13 protein-coding genes and 1 riboswitch are annotated in these 20102 nt (G+C 62.0%); of the genes, 7 read left to right on the forward strand and 6 right to left on the reverse strand.

All coding sequences use genetic code 11. From position 1 onward, the window contains the following. Window positions 1-251: 251 nt before the first annotated feature. Window positions 252-461, forward strand: a riboswitch (cobalamin riboswitch). Between the two features lie 99 nt (window positions 462-560). The 6 genes from cobW (at window position 561) to AC07Y2_RS00030 (ending at window position 10671) form a co-directional block, all read left to right on the forward strand. After that, window positions 561-1634 (forward strand): cobalamin biosynthesis protein CobW, encoded by a 1074-nt coding sequence (gene cobW / locus AC07Y2_RS00005; protein WP_064597024.1) that lies wholly within the window; start codon window positions 561-563, stop codon window positions 1632-1634. 3 nt (window positions 1635-1637) lie between these two features. Further along, complete coding sequence (gene cobN / locus AC07Y2_RS00010; RefSeq protein WP_103385154.1) at window positions 1638-5405, forward strand: cobaltochelatase subunit CobN; 3768 nt, start codon at window positions 1638-1640, stop codon at window positions 5403-5405. A gap of 8 nt (window positions 5406-5413) precedes the next feature. After that, on the forward strand, window positions 5414-6427 hold the full coding sequence (locus tag AC07Y2_RS00015) for a magnesium chelatase ATPase subunit I (protein ID WP_103385155.1): 1014 nt from the start codon (window positions 5414-5416) through the stop codon (window positions 6425-6427). Between the two features lie 101 nt (window positions 6428-6528). Continuing rightward, on the forward strand, window positions 6529-7092 hold the full coding sequence (locus AC07Y2_RS00020; protein WP_080770625.1) for a vWA domain-containing protein: 564 nt from the start codon (window positions 6529-6531) through the stop codon (window positions 7090-7092). 40 nt (window positions 7093-7132) lie between these two features. Then, window positions 7133-8779: a phospholipase D-like domain-containing protein gene (locus AC07Y2_RS00025; RefSeq protein WP_103385156.1), complete on the forward strand. Its 1647-nt coding sequence runs from the start codon at window positions 7133-7135 to the stop codon at window positions 8777-8779. A 335-nt stretch (window positions 8780-9114) separates the two neighbouring features. Continuing rightward, window positions 9115-10671, forward strand: coding sequence for a TerC family protein (locus AC07Y2_RS00030; RefSeq protein WP_103385157.1), 1557 nt, complete (start codon window positions 9115-9117; stop codon window positions 10669-10671). A gap of 5 nt (window positions 10672-10676) precedes the next feature. On the opposite strand, the gene AC07Y2_RS00035 is transcribed toward AC07Y2_RS00030, so the two are convergent. The 6 genes from AC07Y2_RS00035 to AC07Y2_RS00060 form a co-directional block, all read right to left on the reverse strand. Continuing rightward, a complete protein-coding gene (locus AC07Y2_RS00035; protein ID WP_103385158.1) occupies window positions 10677-11753 on the reverse strand; it encodes a GGDEF domain-containing protein in 1077 nt (358 codons plus the stop codon). Continuing rightward, window positions 11737-12615 carry a DUF4434 family protein gene (locus tag AC07Y2_RS00040; RefSeq protein WP_074690354.1) on the reverse strand — a complete coding sequence of 293 codons (879 nt, stop codon included), beginning with the start codon at window positions 12613-12615 and terminating at the stop codon, window positions 11737-11739. Before AC07Y2_RS00040 ends, AC07Y2_RS00035 begins: the two co-directional genes overlap by 17 nt. Then, complete coding sequence (locus AC07Y2_RS00045; protein WP_103385159.1) at window positions 12615-15773, reverse strand: NfrA family protein; 3159 nt, start codon at window positions 15771-15773, stop codon at window positions 12615-12617. The genes AC07Y2_RS00040 and AC07Y2_RS00045 overlap by 1 nt, the downstream gene beginning before the upstream one ends. Beyond that, window positions 15770-17944, reverse strand: coding sequence for a cyclic di-3',5'-guanylate-activated glycosyltransferase NfrB (nfrB, locus tag AC07Y2_RS00050; RefSeq protein ID WP_103385160.1), 2175 nt, complete (start codon window positions 17942-17944; stop codon window positions 15770-15772). The genes AC07Y2_RS00045 and nfrB overlap by 4 nt, the downstream gene beginning before the upstream one ends. Next, complete coding sequence (gene wecB / locus AC07Y2_RS00055) at window positions 17941-19095, reverse strand: non-hydrolyzing UDP-N-acetylglucosamine 2-epimerase (protein ID WP_039768803.1); 1155 nt, start codon at window positions 19093-19095, stop codon at window positions 17941-17943. The genes nfrB and wecB overlap by 4 nt, the downstream gene beginning before the upstream one ends. Before the next feature lie 175 nt (window positions 19096-19270). After that, window positions 19271-19702, reverse strand: a complete 432-nt coding sequence (locus AC07Y2_RS00060) for a thioredoxin family protein (RefSeq protein WP_074690362.1) — start codon at window positions 19700-19702, stop codon at window positions 19271-19273. A 202-nt stretch (window positions 19703-19904) separates the two neighbouring features. Between AC07Y2_RS00060 and AC07Y2_RS00065 the strand changes: the two genes are divergently transcribed. Next, window positions 19905-20051 (forward strand): hypothetical protein, encoded by a 147-nt coding sequence (locus AC07Y2_RS00065; RefSeq protein ID WP_172829487.1) that lies wholly within the window; start codon window positions 19905-19907, stop codon window positions 20049-20051. Window positions 20052-20102 lie beyond the last annotated feature (51 nt).

Here is a 20102-nt window from a genome sequence, read left to right on the forward strand (position 1 = left end):
AGCCGCATGCATCGAGAGGAGGTGCAGCGAAGCAAACCGTAGGCGATGCCCCCGGATCAATCCCGGAGCGAAGGAACCCCGAGCCTCAGCGAGGGGCCGTACGTCAGGGTTAGAGACCTTTTGGTTACTTTTGGGGCGTTTGCCAAAAGTGACCCGCCGTAAGGGCGGAACCCTAAGAAGCCGTTACCGCAGCAACGGATATACACCCAAATCCGAAAAGCACCGCCCATTGACCCACAACCAACCCATGCGTAGCCTTGCGCTTTCGAGGTTCTTCGGCCCACGCCGAAGCTAAGAAGGGAACGCGGTCCAAGCCGCGGCTGCCCCCGCAACTGTGAACGGTGCTGTTCGCTGCCACGCCACTGCCAACTCCATCCAGAGCCAGCGGGAAGGCGCAGCGAATACCGGGCCAAGGCCCGAACACCGTCAGCCAGGAGACCTGCCTCGTCACAGATTCTCACTTTCAACCGGGCGGGGTGATCCGGTGGCGAACTCTCCAGGCACGCACTCGCGTTGCCGGTCTCGTCCCGTATGCCCGCCACCTTGCCAAAGGGCATCCGATGAAAACACTGGCCAAACTCCCCGTCACCATCGTCACTGGCTTCCTCGGCTCGGGCAAAACCACCTTGCTGCGGCACATGCTCGACAACGCCCAGGGCCGCCGCATCGCGGTGATCGTCAACGAGTTCGGCGAGCTGGGCATCGACGGTGAAATCCTCAAGCAATGCACCATCGGCTGCACCGAAGAAGAAGCCACCGGCCGCGTCTACGAACTGGCCAACGGTTGCCTGTGCTGCACGGTGCAGGAAGAGTTCTTCCCGGTGATGCGCGAACTGGTGGCCCGTCGCGGCGACCTCGACCACATCCTGATCGAAACCTCGGGCCTGGCCCTGCCAAAGCCGCTGGTGCAAGCCTTCCAGTGGCCGGAAATCCGCAGCGCCTGCACCGTTGACGCGGTGATCACCGTGGTCGACAGCCCGGCCGTGGCCGCTGGCACCTTCGCCGCGTTCCCGGATCAGGTCGACGCCCAGCGCAAACTCGATCCGAACCTGGACCACGAATCGCCGCTGCACGAGCTGTTCGCCGACCAACTGGCCAGCGCCGACCTGGTGATTCTCAACAAGGCCGACCAGACCAGCCCTGAAGACCTCGCGCGCGTCCGTCTGGAAGTCGCTGAAGAACTGCCGCCGGCCGTGAAAATCATCGAAGCCAGCAATGGTCGTCTGCCGCTGGACGTGCTGATCGGCCTCGGTGCCGGATCCGAAGAACACATCGACAGCCGGCACAGCCATCACGATCACCACCACGGTGAAGGCGATGACGATCATGATGACCACGATCACGACGCCTTCGATTCGATTTCCATCGAGCTGCCGCAAGCCGACGAAAGCCTGCTGCTCGACGCATTGACGCAACTGGTGGTTCAGCACGGCATCCTGCGAGTCAAAGGCTTCGCGGCGATCCCGAACAAGCCGATGCGCTTGCTGATCCAGGGCGTGGGCACTCGTTTCGACAAGCACTTCGACCGTCAGTGGGGCGCCGATGAGGCGCGCGTGACGCGTCTGGTGTTGATCGGTCAGGAACTGGATGCCGCTCAACTCGAAGCGCAACTGCGCGCCGCGCTCAGCGTTTAAGCCATGCACCTGCTCAGGACCCAGCCCGGCGGTTTCGTGTCGGATGACAACATTGCCGACCTTGGACAAACCCCCGCCGAGCTGGTGATCCTGTGCAGCGGCGATTCCAGCCTGGCGCTGCTCGCCGAGGCCGCGCAGCAACTGCCCGAGGATTACCCGAGCGTGCGGCTGGCCAACCCGATGCAGGTGCAGAACCATGCGTCGGTCGACCTGTACGTCGATGAGGTGCTGCGTCACGCCAAGGTCATTCTGATTTCGCTGCACGGCGGCATCGCTTATTGGCGTTATGGCGTCGAGCGGCTGGTCGAGTTGTCCGAACGTGGCGTGCAGTTGATTCTGGTGCCGGGCGATGACCGTCCCGACCCGGAACTCAGCGACTTGAGCACCGTGGGCGCCGAGGATCGCGACCGGCTCTGGCAGTTTCTGCGTCAGGGCGGCATGGACAATGCGCTGGACTTTTTCCGTTGCCTGGCCAATCGCTGGCTGGCGCGGGATTACGTGTGGGGCGAGCCGCAAACGCTGCCGCGCACGGCGATATATCATCCGAACAAAAACACCGCCGCACTGAGTGACTGGCAAGCCGATTGGCTGCCCGGTCAACCGGTGTCGGCGGTGTTGTTTTATCGCTCGCATTTGCAAGCGGCGAACACGGCGTTTATCGACGTGTTCTGCCAACGGCTTCAGGCGGCCGGACTCAATCCGCTGCCGATTGCCGTGGCCAGTTTGAAAGAGCCTGGCTGCCTGTCGGTGGTCGAGGACTGGCTGGATGAAGTCGAGGCCTCGGTGATTCTGAACACCACTGGTTTCGCCCAGTCCAGCCCGGAAGCGCCGCATCTGCGGCCGTTCCGTCGCAACATTCCGGTGATCCAGGCGATTTGCGCCCAAGACAACGAGCCTGGCTGGCGCGAGAGCGAGCAGGGCCTCGGCCCCCGGGATCTGGCGATGCACATCGCCTTGCCGGAACTGGACGGCCGGATTATCAGTCGGCCGATCAGCTTCAAGGATCTGGCCTGGCGCAGCGAGCGCAGTCAGTCCGACGTGGTGTGTTATCGGGCCCAACCCGAGCGCATGGATTTCGTCGCCGAACTGGCGCGACGCTGGGTCGATCTGGCGCGGGTGCCGAACGCTGAAAAGCGCATCGCGCTGATCCTCGCCAACTACCCGACCCGGGACGGACGCATCGGCAACGGCGTCGGCCTCGACACGCCGGCTGCCGCGCTGAATATCCTGCGGGCGCTACAGGCCGAAGGTTATCCGCTGCCCGCCGAACTGCCGGACAGCGGCACCGAACTGATCCGGCAATTGCTGGGTGGCGTCAGCAATGACCTCGACACCCTCGATCAGCGCCCATGCCAGCAAAGCCTGGCGATGAATGATTACCTGACGATGTTCAATGCGCTGCCAGAAGCCAATCGCGCGGCAGTGCTGGAGCGCTGGGGTTCGCCGCAAAACGATCCGATGTGCCGGGACGGGCGGATGATGATCGCTGGCTTGCGTTTCGGCCTGACTTTCGTCGGCATTCAACCGGCGCGGGGTTATCAGGTCGATCCGAGCGCGGTGTATCACGACCCGGATCTGGTGCCGCCGCATGCGTACCTCGCGTTCTATTTCTGGCTGCGCCAGACCTACGGCGCCCACGGCGTGATCCACGTCGGCAAGCACGGCAACCTCGAATGGCTGCCCGGCAAAGGCGTGGGTCTGTCGGAGAACTGCTGGCCGGACGCGCTGCTCGGGCCACTGCCGAACATCTATCCGTTTATCGTCAACGATCCGGGCGAGGGCGCCCAGGCCAAACGTCGCACTCAGGCGGTGATCATCGACCACCTGATGCCGCCGCTGACTCGCGCCGAAACCTATGGTCCGCTGCGTAATCTGGAGCTGTTGGCAGACGAGTATTACGAAGCTCAGTTGCTCGATCCGCGCCGCGCCCGGGAATTGCAGCGCGATATTCTGCAACTGGTGCGTGACACGCAGATCGACCGCGAGCTGCAACTCGACGAAGCCCTCGACAGCGATGCCGATGCGGCGATCTGGCTGCCGCGTCTGGATACTTATCTGTGTGATTTGAAGGAGTCGCAGATCCGCGATGGTCTGCACATCTTTGGAGAGTCGCCGAGTGGTCGGCTGCGCATCGACACGTTGCTGGCGTTGCTGCGGATTCCGCGTGGCGATGGCAAAGGCGCGCAATCGAGTTTGTTGCGGGCGTTGGCGAAAGCGTTTCAGTTGGGGTTCGATCCGCTGGATTGTGCACTGGCTGATTCCTGGACCGGCCCGCGCCCAATGGAATTGCAATCGCTGAGCGATGAAGTCTGGCGTACGGCGGGGGATACTCGCGAACGTCTGGAGCTGTTCGCCACCCAACTGATCTCCCAGTCACTGCCATCCCCCTGTGGGAGCGAGCCGCGCTGGGTTGAAGTCGGTGCAATCCTCGACAACCTCCGCGAAGTGATCGCCCCACGCCTCGACGCCTGCGGCCCGGCCGAAATGCGTGGCCTGCTTGATGCCCTGAGCGGCCGCTTCGTCCCGGCCGGCCCGAGCGGCGCGCCAAGTCGCGGTCGCCTCGATGTGCTGCCCACCGGGCGCAATTTTTACTCCGTGGACGTGCGCAACCTGCCGACCACCACCGCCTGGCGAATCGGCTTCCAGTCCGCGACCATGATTCTCGAGCGACACCTGCAGGATCACGGCGATCACCTGCGCCAGCTCGGCCTGTCGGTGTGGGGCACCGCGACCATGCGTACCGGCGGTGACGACATCGCCCAGGCCATGGCGCTGATGGGCGTGCGCCCGGTATGGGCCACCGGCAGTCAGCGCGTCGATGATTTCGAGATTCTGCCGCTGAGCCTGCTCGACCGGCCTCGGGTCGATGTCACGCTGCGGGTCTCCGGATTTTTCCGCGATGCGTTCGCCAACCTGATCCGCCTGTTCGACGCCGCCGTGCAAGCCGTGGCCGAACTGGACGAGCCGGACGACCTCAACCCGTTGGCCGCCAAGGTGCGTGCCGAACGTGAGGCGTTGCGTCAGTCCGGGCTGGACGAAGAGGCTGCCCGACGTCAGGCTGGCTGGCGGATCTTCGGTGCCAAGCCCGGTGCCTATGGCGCGGGCGTGCAGGGCGCCATCGATGGTCGCCTGTGGCAAACCCGCGAAGATCTGGCCGAGGTCTACCTGAACTGGGGCGCCTATGCTTACGGTGGTTCCGACGAAGGCACTGCCGCCCGCGAGCAATTCGTCCAGCGCCTGAGCCAGGTGCAGGCCGTGCTGCAAAACCAGGACAACCGCGAGCATGACCTGCTCGATTCCAACGACTATTACCAGTTCCAGGGCGGCATGCTCGCCGCCGTGGAAAGCCTGCGCGGCGAAGCGGCGGCCAGTTATCACGGCGATCACAGTCAGCCGGACCTGCCGAAGATCCGCACCTTGAAGGAAGAACTGAACCGAGTTATCCGCTCGAGGGCGGCGAATCCGAAATGGATCGACGGGGTCAAGCGCCACGGCTATAAAGGCGCGTTCGAACTGGCGGCGACGGTCGACAACCTGTTCGCCTTCGACGCCACCACGCAACTGATCGACGACCATCAGTACGCCTTGCTGGCCGATGCGTATCTGCTGGACCCGGCGACCCGCGAGTTCGTGCGCGAGCATAATCCCCACGCCCTGCGCGACATGACCGAACGCATGCTCGAAGCGCAGCAGCGCGGGATGTGGCAGGAACCGGGCGCCTACAAAGAAGCTCTGGAAAACCTGCTGCTGGACATAGAAGAAGAGAGCTGAGACTGAACATGACCGACATTTCGCATTTCCCGCTCTCCGCCGTGGTTGGCGCCGATGATCTGAAACTGGCGCTGTACCTGACGGCCATCGACCCGAAGATCGGCGGCGTGCTGATCGAAGGCCCGCGCGGCATGGCCAAGTCGACGCTCGCCCGGGGTCTGGCGGATCTGCTGGCCAGCGGTCAGTTCGTCACCTTGCCGTTGGGCGCCACCGAAGAGCGACTGGTCGGCACGCTGGATCTGGACGCGGCGTTGAACGACGGTCGCGCGCAGTTTTCTCCCGGCGTTCTGGCGAAGGCTGACGGCGGCGTGTTGTACGTCGATGAAGTGAATCTGCTGCCGGATCATCTGGTGGACTTGCTGCTCGATGTGGCTGCCAGCGGCACTAACCTGATCGAGCGCGATGGCATTTCCCATCGGCACTCGGCGAAGTTCGTATTGATCGGCACGATGAACCCGGAAGAGGGTGAATTGCGTCCGCAATTGCTGGATCGCTTTGGTTTGAACGTCGCCCTGAGCGGTCACACGGCGCCGGCCGAGCGTGGTCAGATCATTCGTCGTCGGCTGGATTTCGACAGCGATCCGCAGGCGTTCTGTGCGCAGTGGGAGGCTGAACAGCAAGCTCTGCGTCAGCGCTGCGAGAACGCCCGCAAGGTTTTACCGGGCATCCCGCTGGATGACGCGGCGCTGGCACAGATCACCGAGCGCTGCTTCGCGGCAGGCGTCGACGGTTTGCGCGCCGATCTGGTCTGGCTGCGTGCCGCGCGGGCGCATGCGGCGTGGCGCGGTGCGGACGCCATCGCCGAGCAGGATATCGATGCGGTGGCTGAGTTCGCATTGCGTCATCGTCGTCGCGAACAGTCTTCGACCAGCTCGCAGCCACCGGCGCAATCGCCGTCCGGCACTAACGCCGAGCCGAGCGAGGGGCAGGGCCAGTGGGGAGAAATGCCGGCGCCGGCACTGGCTACCGGCGCACGCCGCGAAGTCCCTACCTGGCCGCCACACCTACAAAAAAAGCGTTAGGCATTCGCCCCCGGTCCGACGCGGGGGCGAATGCCAGACCCCGCGCCGGACGCCTCGATAACGGCCGCCAGGGCAAGCGTCATGCCGCTCGCAGTGGCTCGGTGAACTGGCCCGGAACCTTGCTCAATGGCCGCCCGAAAACCCGGGCGGATCTGCTGTTTCAACTGCGTACCCGCACGCCCCATGAACTGTGGCTGGTGATCGTCGATGCCTCGGCCTCGACCCGTCGTCATCAGGCGCTGAGCGATGCCAAGGGCGTGCTCGCACAACTGTTCGATGACGCTTACCGGCAGCGCGCGCGCCTTGCGTTGCTGACCGCAAGCGGCGCCGCGCCGAAATGGCAGGTGCAAGGGCTGAAGGCCTCCAGCGGCTTGCGCGCGTGGCTCGATGGATTGGGTGCGGGAGGCGGCACGCCATTGTTGGCGGCGTTGACGGAAGCCGGGCATTGGCTGACGGTGCGGCGCAAGCGTTTCCCCGCTGAACAGCAACGGTTGCTGGTGATCACCGATGGCCGTTTGAAAGACTGGCCGCAACTGCCGGCGCTCGCATGTCCGGGCCTGTTGATCGATATCGAGCGCGGGCCGATCCGCCTGAAGCGCGCAAGGCAATTGGCGACCGCACTGGACGCGGATTACCGGCATATCGACGAGTTATTGTCGGTCTGAGGGCTATGCTGCAGTGAGGCCAAATCACAGGGAGTGAATCATGCGCGTGCTGGTCGCCAATCCGCAGGACGATTTTCGCGTCAAGGCCTACGCCGGCACCAACGGCGTGCTGCTCGCCATGGACCTCGCCGAACCCCGGCGCAAAGGCTTGCTGGGGTTTGCCATCGAGAAGCAGCAGGGCGACAAACCGTGGCTGTTCCTGTTCAACAGCCTGACCTTTCCCGGCAGGGCCCATACCTTCGCGCAGTTCCACGCCACGCCGAGCGACAAGGCGCCGTTGCAGAAATTTCGCTGGGCCGATTACGCGGTCAATCCAGGCATGACGATCCACTATCGCGTGCACCTGGCGTATGGCACGCCGGATGCGCCGCAACTCGGCGAAGCGCTGGAGCTGACGATCCGTTCTGATGACGGTCATCCTGCCAGTCAGGGCGTGATCTTCAACCGTGCCGTGGCAGCGAGCCAGGCGTTTCAGCGCAAATTCCCCGATCTCGACGCACAGATCAGTGCCAACAAAAACCTGCCCATCGAAGCCTGGCCCGATGCCGCGCGTCAGTGGCTGGAGAACGGTCTGCTCGGGCGCCTGCAAGGCTTTATCGAACGAGCGGTGGACGCTCAGTGGGCGCTGGACATCGCGATCTACGAATACCAGTTGCAAGCCATCGTCGACACGGTAAACGCGGCGTTCGATCGAGGTGTTCAGGTGCGCGTGCTGTATCACGCCCGGCCCGACGACGAAGACACCACGATCAATGAAGCGAGCCTTGCGAAACTGCCGGCGAGCAGCAAGCGCGGGCGGGTCACCCACAATATTTTCCATAACAAGTTCATCGTCCTCAGCCGCCTCGACAGAGGCGGCGAGCGTCAGCCGCAAGCGGTGCTGTGCGGCAGCACCAACTTCACCGCCAACGGCGTGTACCGCCAGGCCAACGTGGTGCATGTGCTGGACGATTCGGCGGTCGGCACGAGTTACTTGAAAACCTTCGAGCAGATCTGGGCCGAGCCGGCAGACGTCGGCGCCACCCGCGACTGGATTACCCAACACAACCCGATGAACCCGGCGCAACCCCTGTTCGCCGGGTTCTCCCCGCGTACCGGCGGCGCGGATCTGCGGGAGTTCGTCGATATCATCGAGGGGGCGAAAAAAGACCTGCTGTTCGTCACCGCCTTCGCCTTGCCCGACGCGATTCTCAACGCGTTGCTCGGCCAGCCCCACGACGACATCCTGCGTTACGGCCTGCAAAACACGGTCAGCCGCATCACCGGGTTTCACGCCGACCGAACCGCCGAATTCGCCGCCACCGCGTTGCTCAACACCGGGCTGGAAGGCTGGTTGCGGGAGAACATGAAGGGCCAGAAAGGCAACCTGCTGGTGCACACCAAAGCGGTAGTCACCGACTTCACCAGCGACAGCCCGACCCTCATCAGCGGCAGCCACAACCTCAGTACTTCCGCCAGCAACGGGAATGACGAGAACTACCTGATCATTCGCGGCGACACCGATCTGGCGGACCGTTATGGCCTGGAACTGCTGCGGTTCTACGAGCATTACCGTTTTCGCTATTTCGCGAAAAAACTGGCGTTGAAGCAGGTGCAGCCGTTGGCGGCGGATGATAGCTGGACCAACGACTACTACGTCGAGGACGACCTGCGTCAGTTGTCTCGCCTGCGGTTTTCCGGGCGTTAGCCCTTGCGCATCCGTTGGCTGCCGATGCTGACGAGAGCGGCGATAGGCAGGCGGCGTACAGATTTTGAAATGATTTCCAGCTGTAGGAAAAGTCATCAGAGCCTGTACGCTTCAAGGCCTTTTTTCATTCAGGATTTGCATGAACACCCTCTCGGAGCCTCCCAGTTCTTCTAAAAAAACAACGTTCCCCTCGCGCCATTGCGCGGTCTTGACGCACTCGCAACATCCGGTCTACCGACTACCGACTATCGTTGTTGGCGCAGCCTTCGAGCTTTCGCGCCGCACTTTGCCGTGTCCGGCAGCCTGAATTCACTGACGAGAGATAGAGACAGATTATGGAATGGTTAGCGGATCCCACGGCGTGGCTGGGCTTGTTGACACTGATCGTGCTGGAACTGGTACTGGGTATCGACAACCTGGTTTTCATCGCGATCCTGGCGGACAAACTGCCGCCGCATCAGCGCGACCGCGCACGCATCATCGGTTTGAGCCTGGCGCTGATCATGCGTCTTGGCCTGCTGGCGAGTATTTCCTGGCTGGTCACCCTCACGGCACCTTTGTTCGAGGTGTTCGGCAAGAGCTTCTCCGGCCGTGACCTGATCATGCTGTTCGGTGGTGTGTTCCTGTTGTTCAAGGCGACCATGGAATTGCACGAGCGGCTGGAAGGCCATATCGGCGAGCGTTCGACCAACACCGCTTATGCGCTGTTCTGGCCGATCGTGGCGCAGATCGTCGTGCTCGACGCGGTGTTCTCCCTGGACGCGGTGATTACTGCCGTGGGCATGGTCGATGAACTGGCGGTGATGATGATCGCGGTGGTCGTGTCCATTGGTGTGATGATCGTGGCCAGCAAGCCGCTGACCCGCTTCGTCAACGCCCACCCGACGGTGATCATGCTGTGTCTGGGCTTCCTGATGATGATCGGTTTTGCCCTGACCGCTGAAGGCCTGGGTTTCCACATACCGAAAGGTTATCTGTACGCGGCCATTGGTTTCTCGATCCTGATCGAGATCTTCAACCAGATCGCCCGCGCTCGTCGCAAGCGCTCGATGCAGGGCTTGCGCCCGATGCGTGAGCGCACGGCCCATGCGGTGATGCGTCTGTTGGGTGGTCGCAAACTGGCGGAGGAAGAGGTCGGCGAGGAGATTTCCGACTTGCTGGACAACGGTGAAGCGCCGAGCGCGGAGCTGTTCGACCGTCGCGAGCGGGTGATGATCAGCGGCGTGCTGCAACTGGCCGAGCGACCGATCCGCGCCTTGATGACGGTGCGCGCCGATGTCGATCACATTGATCTGGCGGACGACGCCGAGGCTATTCGTACGCGGTTGATGCATTCGTCCTACTCGCGCTTGCCGCTGATTCGCAATGGCGCAGTGGATGAGCCGCTGGGCTTCGTGCACAAGAAGGAACTGCTCAAGGAATATCTGGCCGGCAACGAGCCAAACCTTGAACACCTGGCACGCAAGACCATCAATCTGCTGGACAGCTATTCGATCCTCAATGCACTGGAACAAATGCGTGCAGCCTCGACCCACATTGCCTTTGTGGTGAACGAGTTCGGTGACTTTGTCGGTGTGTTGACCATGACCGACATTCTCGAATCGATTGCCGGCGAACTACCGGACGCCAGTGAGATCGCCGGCCCCGACGTGGTCGAGGAGCAGGGCGGGTTTATCGTCAATGGTGCGCTGAACCTGACCCGCATCCGCGAGCACACCGGTTTTCGCGCCGAGCCGACCGAGGATTATCAGACCTTGGCCGGACTGGTGATGAGCCTGCTGGATCGCCTGCCGATGAAGGGCGATCGACTGGAGCATGAAGGCTGGGGCATGACCGTGATGGCGGTCGAAGAACGTCGTGTGACACGGGTGTTACTTGTGCGTGAGGCCTGACGGGCTCATTGATGAAAAGTGTAGCGGTCCTTGCCGGTATGCTTTGACTCATACAGTGCTTCGTCAGCCTTGATCAGGGCTTGGTTCAGGGTGTCGCCATCTTCGACCCGGGCCAGACCGATGCTGATGGTCACCGGGTGCCGGGTCGGTTGCTCACGCACCACCCGGCACAATTTCCCGGCCAGCGCCTCGACATCCTCGCGGCGCACACCGGCCAGATAGATCGCAAACTCCTCGCCACCCAGTCGGGCATATTCGAAGCGTGACATCACGGTTTTGATGTCCGCCGCGATGCGCTTGAGCACTTCATCGCCGATGTCGTGGCCGTAGACGTCATTCACTTTCTTGAAGTTGTCGATGTCGATCATCGCCAGGTAATGGTCATGCTCACGCGGCACGGCTTGCAGGGTTTTTCCGGCGCGGGTCATGAACGAGCGACGGTTGGGAATTTCGGTGAGGGTGTCGTTGTAGGCCTGATCCAGCAACAGCTTGGACATGATGTAGTTGTAGAGCTTGGCCTCGCGCAGCTTCAGAAACGTATAGATCGTCAAAGCACAGAGAAAAACGCTGTAGGCGATGGTCATCACGCCTTTGAGTTCCAGCAGGTCGATGCCGGTGTTCATGAACGGATTGAGCACCAGCCAGGTGATGGCCTGGGCACCGAAGAACGACCAGCGGCTGAGCGGCAGTACCGAGGCGCTGTACAACGTAGTGGCTGCGGCGAGCACCAGCCAGATGCCATGAAAGGTCGGCGGCAGGCCGTCGATCACCATTCGGATGCCGAGTGTGATGATCACCACGAATGTCAGGTTCAGCCAGTCGAAGTGTCGAGCCTTGCGGGTGAACATCAACACCACAGCAAGAATCGCAAAGGCCGCGATGAACACCATCGAACGCCAGGTGAATCCCTGATTGCCGATGAAGCTGACGATCAGGTCGAAGGCGAGCCAGATGCCGATGCTCGCCAGGTAGATCAACAGGCAGAACGAATGCAGCCGCTCGAATTCATGCTGGATGAACTCGCTCCACAGTTCGGCGGGTGCGGTCTTCTTCAGGACTTCGTCTTCAATGGTTTTGTACATTGCTGCCCGGATGCTTGCGTTGGTTGTCGAGGATGACCGAGCCCCACGGTCGATAGCGCAGGGAAAACACCGCGTTCTGATGACAGCCGGTCGAGGTCGCATCCGGGCTGGCCGGTTCGGCACGGAAGGGCTCGCCCTCGCGGCTGACCTGCCGGAAGGCTTCGCGCACGATCCCCACGGAACAGGGCAGTGCACTGGCGTAACCGTTGCGCACCAGCGGTGACAAACGACCGGTGCCCGCGCCGTCCTGCCACCAGACCTGCGCACCCGCCGCCGTCAATTCGCCCAGCCATTGGCCGTTGACCGCCGGAGCCAGCTTGCCGGCACTGAAGGCGCTGACATGCAGCGGCGCATCCAGCTTCGTGGCGAAATCCTTCAACTGACGCTGAAGCGTGGCCCGTCGATCTGCCGCCAGAAAGTGCAGGTCATCCAGTTCCAGCGGCAGATACCAGCCGCTGACCGGCAGCTTCCAGTCCTGCCGCAGCTTCTGCTGCTGGGCGAGCGACTGGCCCAGTTGCGCCTGCCAGTAGGCGCCGAGGCCGGCGCTGTCCAGTTCATCGATGCGCTTGTAGTAAGCCGGGTCCATCGCCAGGCCGAGCACCAGTTGCAGACCTTGTCGTTGAGCGAGTTTCAAGCTGTTGGCGAGCCAGCCATTGGCGCCGCCGAAGTCCGAGTCGCCATAGGCTGTCCACTGCACGATCACGGTTCGCGTGCCTTGTTTCGCGGTGTCTTGCCAGACCTTCTGCCACTGCGCCTGCGTCAGGCCGGCATCGACATTCAGCGGCTGATAGAACAGCCGCTCATCGGCCTTCGCGACGGTGGCGCTCATCAGCAAACACAAACACAGCATCCATCGAGCCATCAGAAATTCCACTCCACGCCCAGCAGCACACCGTTGCCGCCTTCATACAGATTGCCGCCCAGCGACTGTTGATATTCGGTGCGAATCGTCAGTTTCGAACGGTAGGCGTTGTAGCGATCCTCGTCGTACCACCATTGCCAGCGCAGACCGACACCGGTGCGCAGGTCCTGGCGCCAGTCGTTGCTCGGGTCCTGGCTGGCAAATTCGAGGAAGCCGTAAGGCATGATCGTCTGGGCTCCGCTGAACGGCAGTTTCCATGCATGACCTTGCTGGAACCGCGACAGCCACTGGTGATCGCCGGCCTTGGTCCACCACGCGGCGTCGAGGTACAGGAAACGCTCGTCCCAGTCGTTTTCGTCGACACGCCAGTCGTTGCGGTACTGGCCCTGATCGAGGAATGAGGCGGTGGCGCGCAGCAGGTAATCAGTGGTGGTGTGGCCGTCCTTGCGGTGATCGTTGACCTGATCGAACAGCTTTTCCGGCACCAGCATCTGGCCGAGGCTCAGGCTGTGACTGTCGTCATCGTCGAACTGGCTCTGCTTGTAGATCTCGCCGTAGAAGTTGATGTTCTGTGTGCCCCACGGTTTGTAGCGCAGGCCGACACCGGCGGCGAGGGACTCGGCGTAACTGGAGCGACCTTGTCCGCCCAGCAAGACACGTCCGTACACCGACAGCGTGCTGCCGGCGCGGCTTGGTTCTTCGCCCAGGGCGTGGTCCCATATTGCCAGTTGCACATTCTGCGAATCCGAGCGACGGCGTGAACCTTTGCTGTCGTCCGGTCGCACGAAGTCGTTGGTGGAGATCCCGGCCGGCGACCAGGTGCTGGCAATCGTCCGGCTGTCACGCCGGGACAAGGTTTCATGGGCGCGGCGCTGGCGATAACGGCGGGCCTCCATGCTGCCGTCTTCGTCATCCGCCGCCACCGGGTTCTGCTCCAGATCGATCACCCGGCGCAGTTCCTTGCGTGCGGAGGCGCTGTCTTCCACTTCGTCGTAGCGCCAGGCCAGGGTTTCGCCGAGGCGGTAATCCTCGGGGAAATCCCGGGTCGCCTGTTGCAGATACGGAATCGCCGTGGCGCGCTCTTCGCGGGTTTCGGCACCGGCCAGACGCATGCCGTAGTCGGCGCGATAACGCGGGTTGTTCGGCTCGTGGCGTACCGCTTCGGCCAGCCATGCAGTGCTTTGCGGCAAGTCCCCGGCCTTTTGCGCTGTGACCGATGCGGCGTAGAAGTGGCCGGCATCCGGAGCCTGTTGCAGGGCCTGCCGCTGACGTTGCAGTGCCTGGGCGTGATCACCCCGTGCGTCGGCGATGGCTGCGCCGAGGGCCCACTCATTGGCGCCGCGAGTGGTGCTTTGTTGCCAGTAGGTTTCTGCGGTCTGGCTGTCGCCGACATTCAGTGCGCTGCGACTGGCTGTCAGACGCGCGTTGTCGCTGAGTTCGGCGGTCGGGAAGCTGCGCCAGATGGCCAGCGCACCGGCAGAATCACCGGCCGCTTCCAGGGCATAGGCCAGCGGCAGACGACTGCCGCGATCACCGAGTTTTTCAGCCTGCTGGTAATAGACGACGGCCTCACCCGGGCGATCAGGCATGGCGCAGCGACCGAGCGCGCGGTAATCGCCAGCCGCTTGCGGGTGGATGCCGATGGCATGCTGCACGGCGTCGCACTGGCCGGTCTCCGCGAGTTGCGCGAGCAGTTGGCCGCGCGTGGCACCGTCCACCCGGTTGAGCAGGAGCGCCATGCGCCGCTGTTGCTCGGGTGTTGTGGAGGGCGCTGCGGCATACAAACCGGCCAGACGCTGCAACGCCGTCGCCGGCAAACGCCCGCCATGACGATCGAACGCGGATTCCAGCAACTGTTGGGCATGCGCGCGATCACCCGCATTCACTGCCAGATAGGTGGCCTGATTCAGCGAGGACAGATTGTCGGTTTGCCGGTAATGCAGTTCCCACAGGGTTTGCGCTTCGATCATTCGCCCCATGCGCTGTGTCAGTTCGGCTCGGCGCTTGACGATATCGGGCGTCTGTTGCTGACCGGCCAGCCACGCGTTGACCTCGGCGCTGCGACCTTGCTCCTGCCAGATGTCGAGCACCTGCGTTTGCCGACGGCTGTCCCAAGGCTCCGGCAGACGGGTGCTTTGCAACAGATCCGTGGCTTGCAGGCGCTGGGCGAGTACCAGCCAGGTTTGTGGGTCGTCCGTTGGCGTGCAATTGCGCAGTTGCTTGAGCGCCGCTTCCGGATCCTGCCGCGACAGCCATTCGGCGGTTTCCAGGCAAGGACGTTGCAGATCGTTGCTCAGACGCTGCACGGTGGGCACGTCTTCGGTCTTGCGTGCCAGTTCCCACAGACGCTGTCGTTGCGCCGGATCGGCGAGGTCGCTGGCCGGCAGCGACTGCATCCAGCGCTGGGCCTGTTGCTCGTGACCCATGGCGATGGCGCGATCGACCATCGCCAGGCGAATGTTGCGCGCGGCTTCGGGACTCGGCGCCTGTTGCAGCAGTTGCTGCAGCGGCTTTTCATCGAGGCGTTGCACGTAGGCATTGGCCAGACGTTGCCAGCCTTCGGCGTCCAGTTGTTTGCGTGCGGCCAGCGGTGCCAGTTGGTCGATGGTGCCGCTCCAGTCGCGCAGTTGCTCCGACCAGTTGGCGCGGGCCAGACGCAGGATATTGTCATCGCCCTTGGGCGCCAGTTGCGCCAGCCAGTCGTGGGCCTTGGCCGCGCCGCCGAACTTGGCCAGGCTCAGGCTGTAGGCCTGCCAAAGGCGCACGCGGTCATTCAGGTTGCTGGTGGCCATCCAGCTTTCCACTTGCGTGCTGGTCGGAGGATCCTGTTCGATCCAGGTCAGGCGCAGGTCGAGCAGCGCTTCGCTGTTGTCCGGCAAGGCTTGCAGCGCTTCCTTGTAACGACGCTGCTTGGCCAGGGACTCCACCAGCAGTGCCCGGGCCTCGTCATTTTTCGGGACCTTTTCCAGCAAGTGGCGCATCAGGCGTTCGACTTCTTTCCAGTTACCCTTTTTCGCCTCGCGATAGCTGCGGTCCATGTAGGGATAGCTGCGGAACTGTTCAAAGTCGCTCAGCGGTGCCGCTTGCAGCGGATACGTGGTGCTCAGGCCCAGCAGCAGGCTGCCCATCAGCAAGGTTTGACGATGCACAGGCTTCATGCGACCTCCCGGACAATGCGGTAGGCAGCTTGCTGTTCGCTGGTCTGATCAGCCAGCGCCTGTTCCAGTACTTCCTGGGTAATCATGCCCCGAGAAATCAGGTGTTCACCGAGTGACATCTTCTCGGCATCGAAGTCGATCAGCGCCTGATTGAACAGGGTGGGCGGCACCATGCCGCGCACCTGCAACAGATTGCCGAGCAGCACTTGATGGCGACTGACCCGTTCCAGCAGGGCCTCATCGTCCTGATGGCGCTCAAGCACTTCGAGCATATGACGCACTTCCTCATTCTGGCGGGGGCTGGCGTACCAGTAGCGAATCCCCAATGTGACGCGGCCCTGTGGTGCGAGACGGCTGCGCACCGGGCGTTTCAATTGACGGCTGATGGCGCCCAGCGAGACCTGGCTGACCGGGCCTTCGGAGGCCAGAATCAGGGTGTCGCCTTCTTCGGCCACCGGCAAAATGCCGTAGTGGGAAGCGACCCGGCGCGGTACGGCATTGATCAGGCGTTTGTCGAGCTTGAACGGATTGAGTGGCGCCCATTCCAGATCAAGCTGTTCGGCCAGGGTTTGCACGAGTTGGGTGCTGTTGATGTATTCACGCAAAAGCAGTTCGCGCCCGAGGCGCCGGCGTACCGGGCTGGTGATCGCCGCTTCCAGTTGCTCTTCGGTAAGCAGGCCTTTTTCCACCAGCCGATGGCCAAGTGGAGTGCGCTGGGCCTTGGTCAGCGCCGGGAATTCGTGAGTGGTTTTGTCCCAGGCCACTCGTCGAGAATCGCCCATTTCCATCACCTGACGCAGGGCGCGCAGGTTGGCGAAGAAATTGACGAAGTTGCTCCACATCATGCGCGGCGCTGACAGCAGACCTTCAACCAATCCGTAGTAACGAGTGACAAACCAGCCGCGCTGGAACAGGCGGTTGAGCAGCATCAGGCCGTTGAGCCACAGCAGCACCGAGAGCAGCGAACTGTCGGCGAGAATCGATGGATAACGCCACGAGTCCGGGGAAATGATCGTGACCGCCCACATCGCCAGCAGTACCAGGAACAGCAGGTTCACCAAAAAGCTCAGCAGGTAGGCGATCAGCCCGCGACGGTCGCGCCACAGGAAATAATTGAGCAGACCCTTGCGGCTCCAGCCGAGGTTCTGGGTGCCCTGGAAAACGATGCCGACAATCCACCGCGATTTCTGCCGGATCGCATGTTGAAGGTCGCGAGGAAAGTGCTCGCGCACGCAGATCACCTGGGAGAATTCGCGGTTCATCCCGAACACCCAGGGTTGCTCCAGCGCCAGTTTCGGATCGCTGACCGAATAACGGGCGAAGATGCATTTCATGCCTTTCTGCTTGAGGCGGAAACCGATGTCGTAGTCTTCGGTGAGACTTTGCACATCGAAGGCAATGCCATCGCCGTCTTCCAGCAGGGCGCTGATGGCCTTGCGGCTGAAGCAGGTGCCGACGCCGGCGCTGGGCACTTGACCGGTGAGGGCTTCGCGAACAATGACGTCTTTGCCGTGGTTTTCCGCGAACTCATCGACGTAGTGCCCGGCGGTGAAGCCTTTCCACTCCGGCGCGTAGGGGTAGACCGGAATCTGGATCAGGTCCTTGTTCGGCAACAGGTAGTTGTAGAGGCGCAATTCCATCGGCGAAATCACGTCTTCGGCGTCGTGCAGGATGAACCCGGCGAACTCGATTTTCGCCTCGCTCTCGAAGCGCAGGATTGCGTCGATGATGTTGTTCAGACAGTCGGCCTTGCTGGTCGGGCCGGGGCGGGCGCACACCACTTTGTGCACGTTGGGGTAGTGCTGGCACACCGCGTCGACATCGGTCTGGGTGTCGGCATCGTTGGGGTAGGTGCCGACGAAAATCTGATAGTTCTCGTAGTCGATGGTCGAGGCGGCCAGACGCGCCATTTCGCCGACCACGCCGACTTCGTTCCACGCTGGCACCATGATTGCCAGCGGCTTCTCGGGAATCGAATACAGGCGCTCCTCGTCGGCGCGCTTGAATTTTTCGTAGATCCGCCAGCGCCGGATGAACTTGCGGCTCCAGTACACGAGGTCGATGAACAGGTCATCGAGGCCGAGGATGAACATCAGCAGGGCGAGGGCAATCGCCACATATTTGAGACCGAACAGCACATACGCGAAGAAATCGACCCAACCCAGACTCATACCCCTTTACCCACCGCCGAGTGTGCGCTCAGCCAGGCGTGGAGGCGGGTGGCGATCAGTTCGCTGGCGTGACCGTCGCCATACGGGAAGTGAACGCGGCTCATGCGGGTGTAGGTGTCCGGGTCGTCCAGCAGTAGCCGGGCTTCCTTGATGATGCGCGCCTTGTCGGTGCCCACCAGCAACATCGTGCCGCTCTCGAGCACGGAAGGCCGTTCAGTGACATCGCGCAGTACCAGCAGCGGTTTGCCGATTGCCGGGGCTTCCTCCTGGACGCCGCCGGAGTCGGTCAGGATGAAGTGCGCGCGGCCCATCAGCCAAACGAAGTTCGGATAGTCCTGCGGTGGCACCAGATAGATGTTCGGTTTGTCGGCCAGCATGCCGTACACCACCTCCTGCACCAGCGGATTGAGGTGCACCGGATAGACAAATTGCACGTCCGGGTATTGCCCGGCCAGTTCGGCCAGGGCCTGGCAGATATTGCGGAAACCGTCGCCGAGATTTTCCCGTCGATGGCTGGTCACCAGAATCATCCGGCGCTGGTCATCAATTGCCGCCAGAGGCGAATCGGCGGGCGGATGCCAATCGATGTCCTGCTGGTGCTTGCGCATCCACAGCAAGGCGTCGATCACGGTGTTACCGGTGATTTCAATGTTGTCTTCGGGTACGCCTTCGCGTAGCAGATTGGCAGCGGATTTGGAGGTCGGCGGGAAATGCAGGTCGGTTATCACGCCGGTCAGGCGCCGATTCGCTTCCTCGGGCCAGGGCGCGCGCAGATTGCCGGTACGCAGACCGGCTTCGACGTGACCGATGGGCAGCTGACGATTGAAGGCGGCGAGGGCGGCGATGAAGCTGGTAGTGGTGTCGCCGTGGACCAGCACGATGTCCGGTTTGACCCGCTCGTAGGCCTGATCGAGCTGGGCGAGCAGATGTTGCGACAGACCGTTCAGGGTCTGGCCTTGGGTCATGACTTGCAGGTCTTCGTCGACCGTCAGTTCGAACGCGTCCAGCACCTGAGTGAGCATCTCGCGATGTTGACCGGTGGAGCAGATGTTGAGTGTGATGTCGGGCCCCTGACGCAGAATCCGGGCCAGCGGAGCCATTTTGATGGCCTCCGGGCGGGTGCCGAAAACCATCATGACTTTAAAGGACATTGACCCCTCCTGGGACGTAGCAAGGCTGCGACCCGAGGGCCGGCAGCACTCTTCTCTTTCTGAGAAATAAAGAAAAGCAGCCGGATGGGAGCTTGTCCAATCCGGTCTCGAGGCTAGTTGTTACAGATCAATAGCAGCGAAGGTGCAACTGCCTGATGGCGCTTGGATGGCACTTTCAGGAAAGGTTCCACCGTTTTGCGCGGTGGACGGTGCAGAGGGTGCGGAGGGTGTGATGCAGCCAGTTCAGGTCATGGCTCGGTTTGCGTGGTGCAGCGCAGTGCCTGGTTTTGCCGAGGTGTTGGGTGAAGTTGTGACGCAGGGATTCCTCTGTACCGATGCCTTTCAGTATTTTGACCAGAACCCCTTCCTTGTAGAACAGCACCGTCGGTGTGCCCTTGACATCCGGATGCCGACACGACTGTGCGGTATCGAGCATGAAGATATCCATCCAGGGCCGAAAGGGCTTGGCGATCTCGAGAAAAACGGGGCCGGAAGACACGCAGGCACCGCAGTGCTCGTTGAAGAAATACAGGACAACAAGGCGCCTGGCTTTCAAGACTTTCCGGTACGTCGGGGGCAACGCTGAATATCGAGTCGGTGTCGTCATCGGAGCCTCCTGAACAATGAATCTGGAAGGCCTTTGACGTTAAAGCAGGGCAAAACGGCGGTCTACTGTCAGAAATTACAGGTAGGTCCTGCAAAGGATGATTTCGTCCTACTTTGATGCAAGAGCATTCCCTCAGAAGACTCAGATCCGCGGAGGCAAGGCAGCTGGTATCGTTTTCAGGCATTTATCATAGGAGCCCCTGATGGGCAGCGATGCAGGTTTGAAAGCAGTTTCCGTAGTACGAATCGATGAGGCACTTATGAATCGCCTTGAGGATCTGGAGCTGATAGCTCTCTGCAAGGAGCGGGAAAATGATCCGACCATAAAAGTTTCGATAGACGACCTTTGAGCTAGGTTCTCGGAGATAAACGCTGCCCCTGAATCGATCACCCGTGCACCG

The sequence above is a fragment of the Pseudomonas sp. GW456-12-1-14-TSB6 genome (assembly GCF_059424205.1).

Bases quoted from the DNA above. Each gene is read 5' to 3' on its own strand.
- cobW (WP_064597024.1), top strand. From the start codon at position 561: ATGAAAACACTGGCCAAACTCCCCGTCACCATCGTCACTGGCTTCCTC.
- cobN (WP_103385154.1), top strand. From the start codon at position 1,638: ATGCACCTGCTCAGGACCCAGCCCGGCGGTTTCGTGTCGGATGACAAC.
- AC07Y2_RS00015 (WP_103385155.1), top strand. From the start codon at position 5,414: ATGACCGACATTTCGCATTTCCCGCTCTCCGCCGTGGTTGGCGCCGAT.
- AC07Y2_RS00025 (WP_103385156.1), top strand. From the start codon at position 7,133: ATGCGCGTGCTGGTCGCCAATCCGCAGGACGATTTTCGCGTCAAGGCC.
- AC07Y2_RS00030 (WP_103385157.1), top strand. From the start codon at position 9,115: ATGGAATGGTTAGCGGATCCCACGGCGTGGCTGGGCTTGTTGACACTG.
- AC07Y2_RS00035 (WP_103385158.1), bottom strand. From the start codon at position 11,753: ATGTACAAAACCATTGAAGACGAAGTCCTGAAGAAGACCGCACCCGCC.
- AC07Y2_RS00040 (WP_074690354.1), bottom strand. From the start codon at position 12,615: ATGGCTCGATGGATGCTGTGTTTGTGTTTGCTGATGAGCGCCACCGTC.
- AC07Y2_RS00045 (WP_103385159.1), bottom strand. From the start codon at position 15,773: ATGAAGCCTGTGCATCGTCAAACCTTGCTGATGGGCAGCCTGCTGCTG.
- nfrB (WP_103385160.1), bottom strand. From the start codon at position 17,944: ATGAGTCTGGGTTGGGTCGATTTCTTCGCGTATGTGCTGTTCGGTCTC.
- wecB (WP_039768803.1), bottom strand. From the start codon at position 19,095: ATGTCCTTTAAAGTCATGATGGTTTTCGGCACCCGCCCGGAGGCCATC.
- AC07Y2_RS00060 (WP_074690362.1), bottom strand. From the start codon at position 19,702: ATGACGACACCGACTCGATATTCAGCGTTGCCCCCGACGTACCGGAAA.
- AC07Y2_RS00065 (WP_172829487.1), top strand. From the start codon at position 19,905: ATGGGCAGCGATGCAGGTTTGAAAGCAGTTTCCGTAGTACGAATCGAT.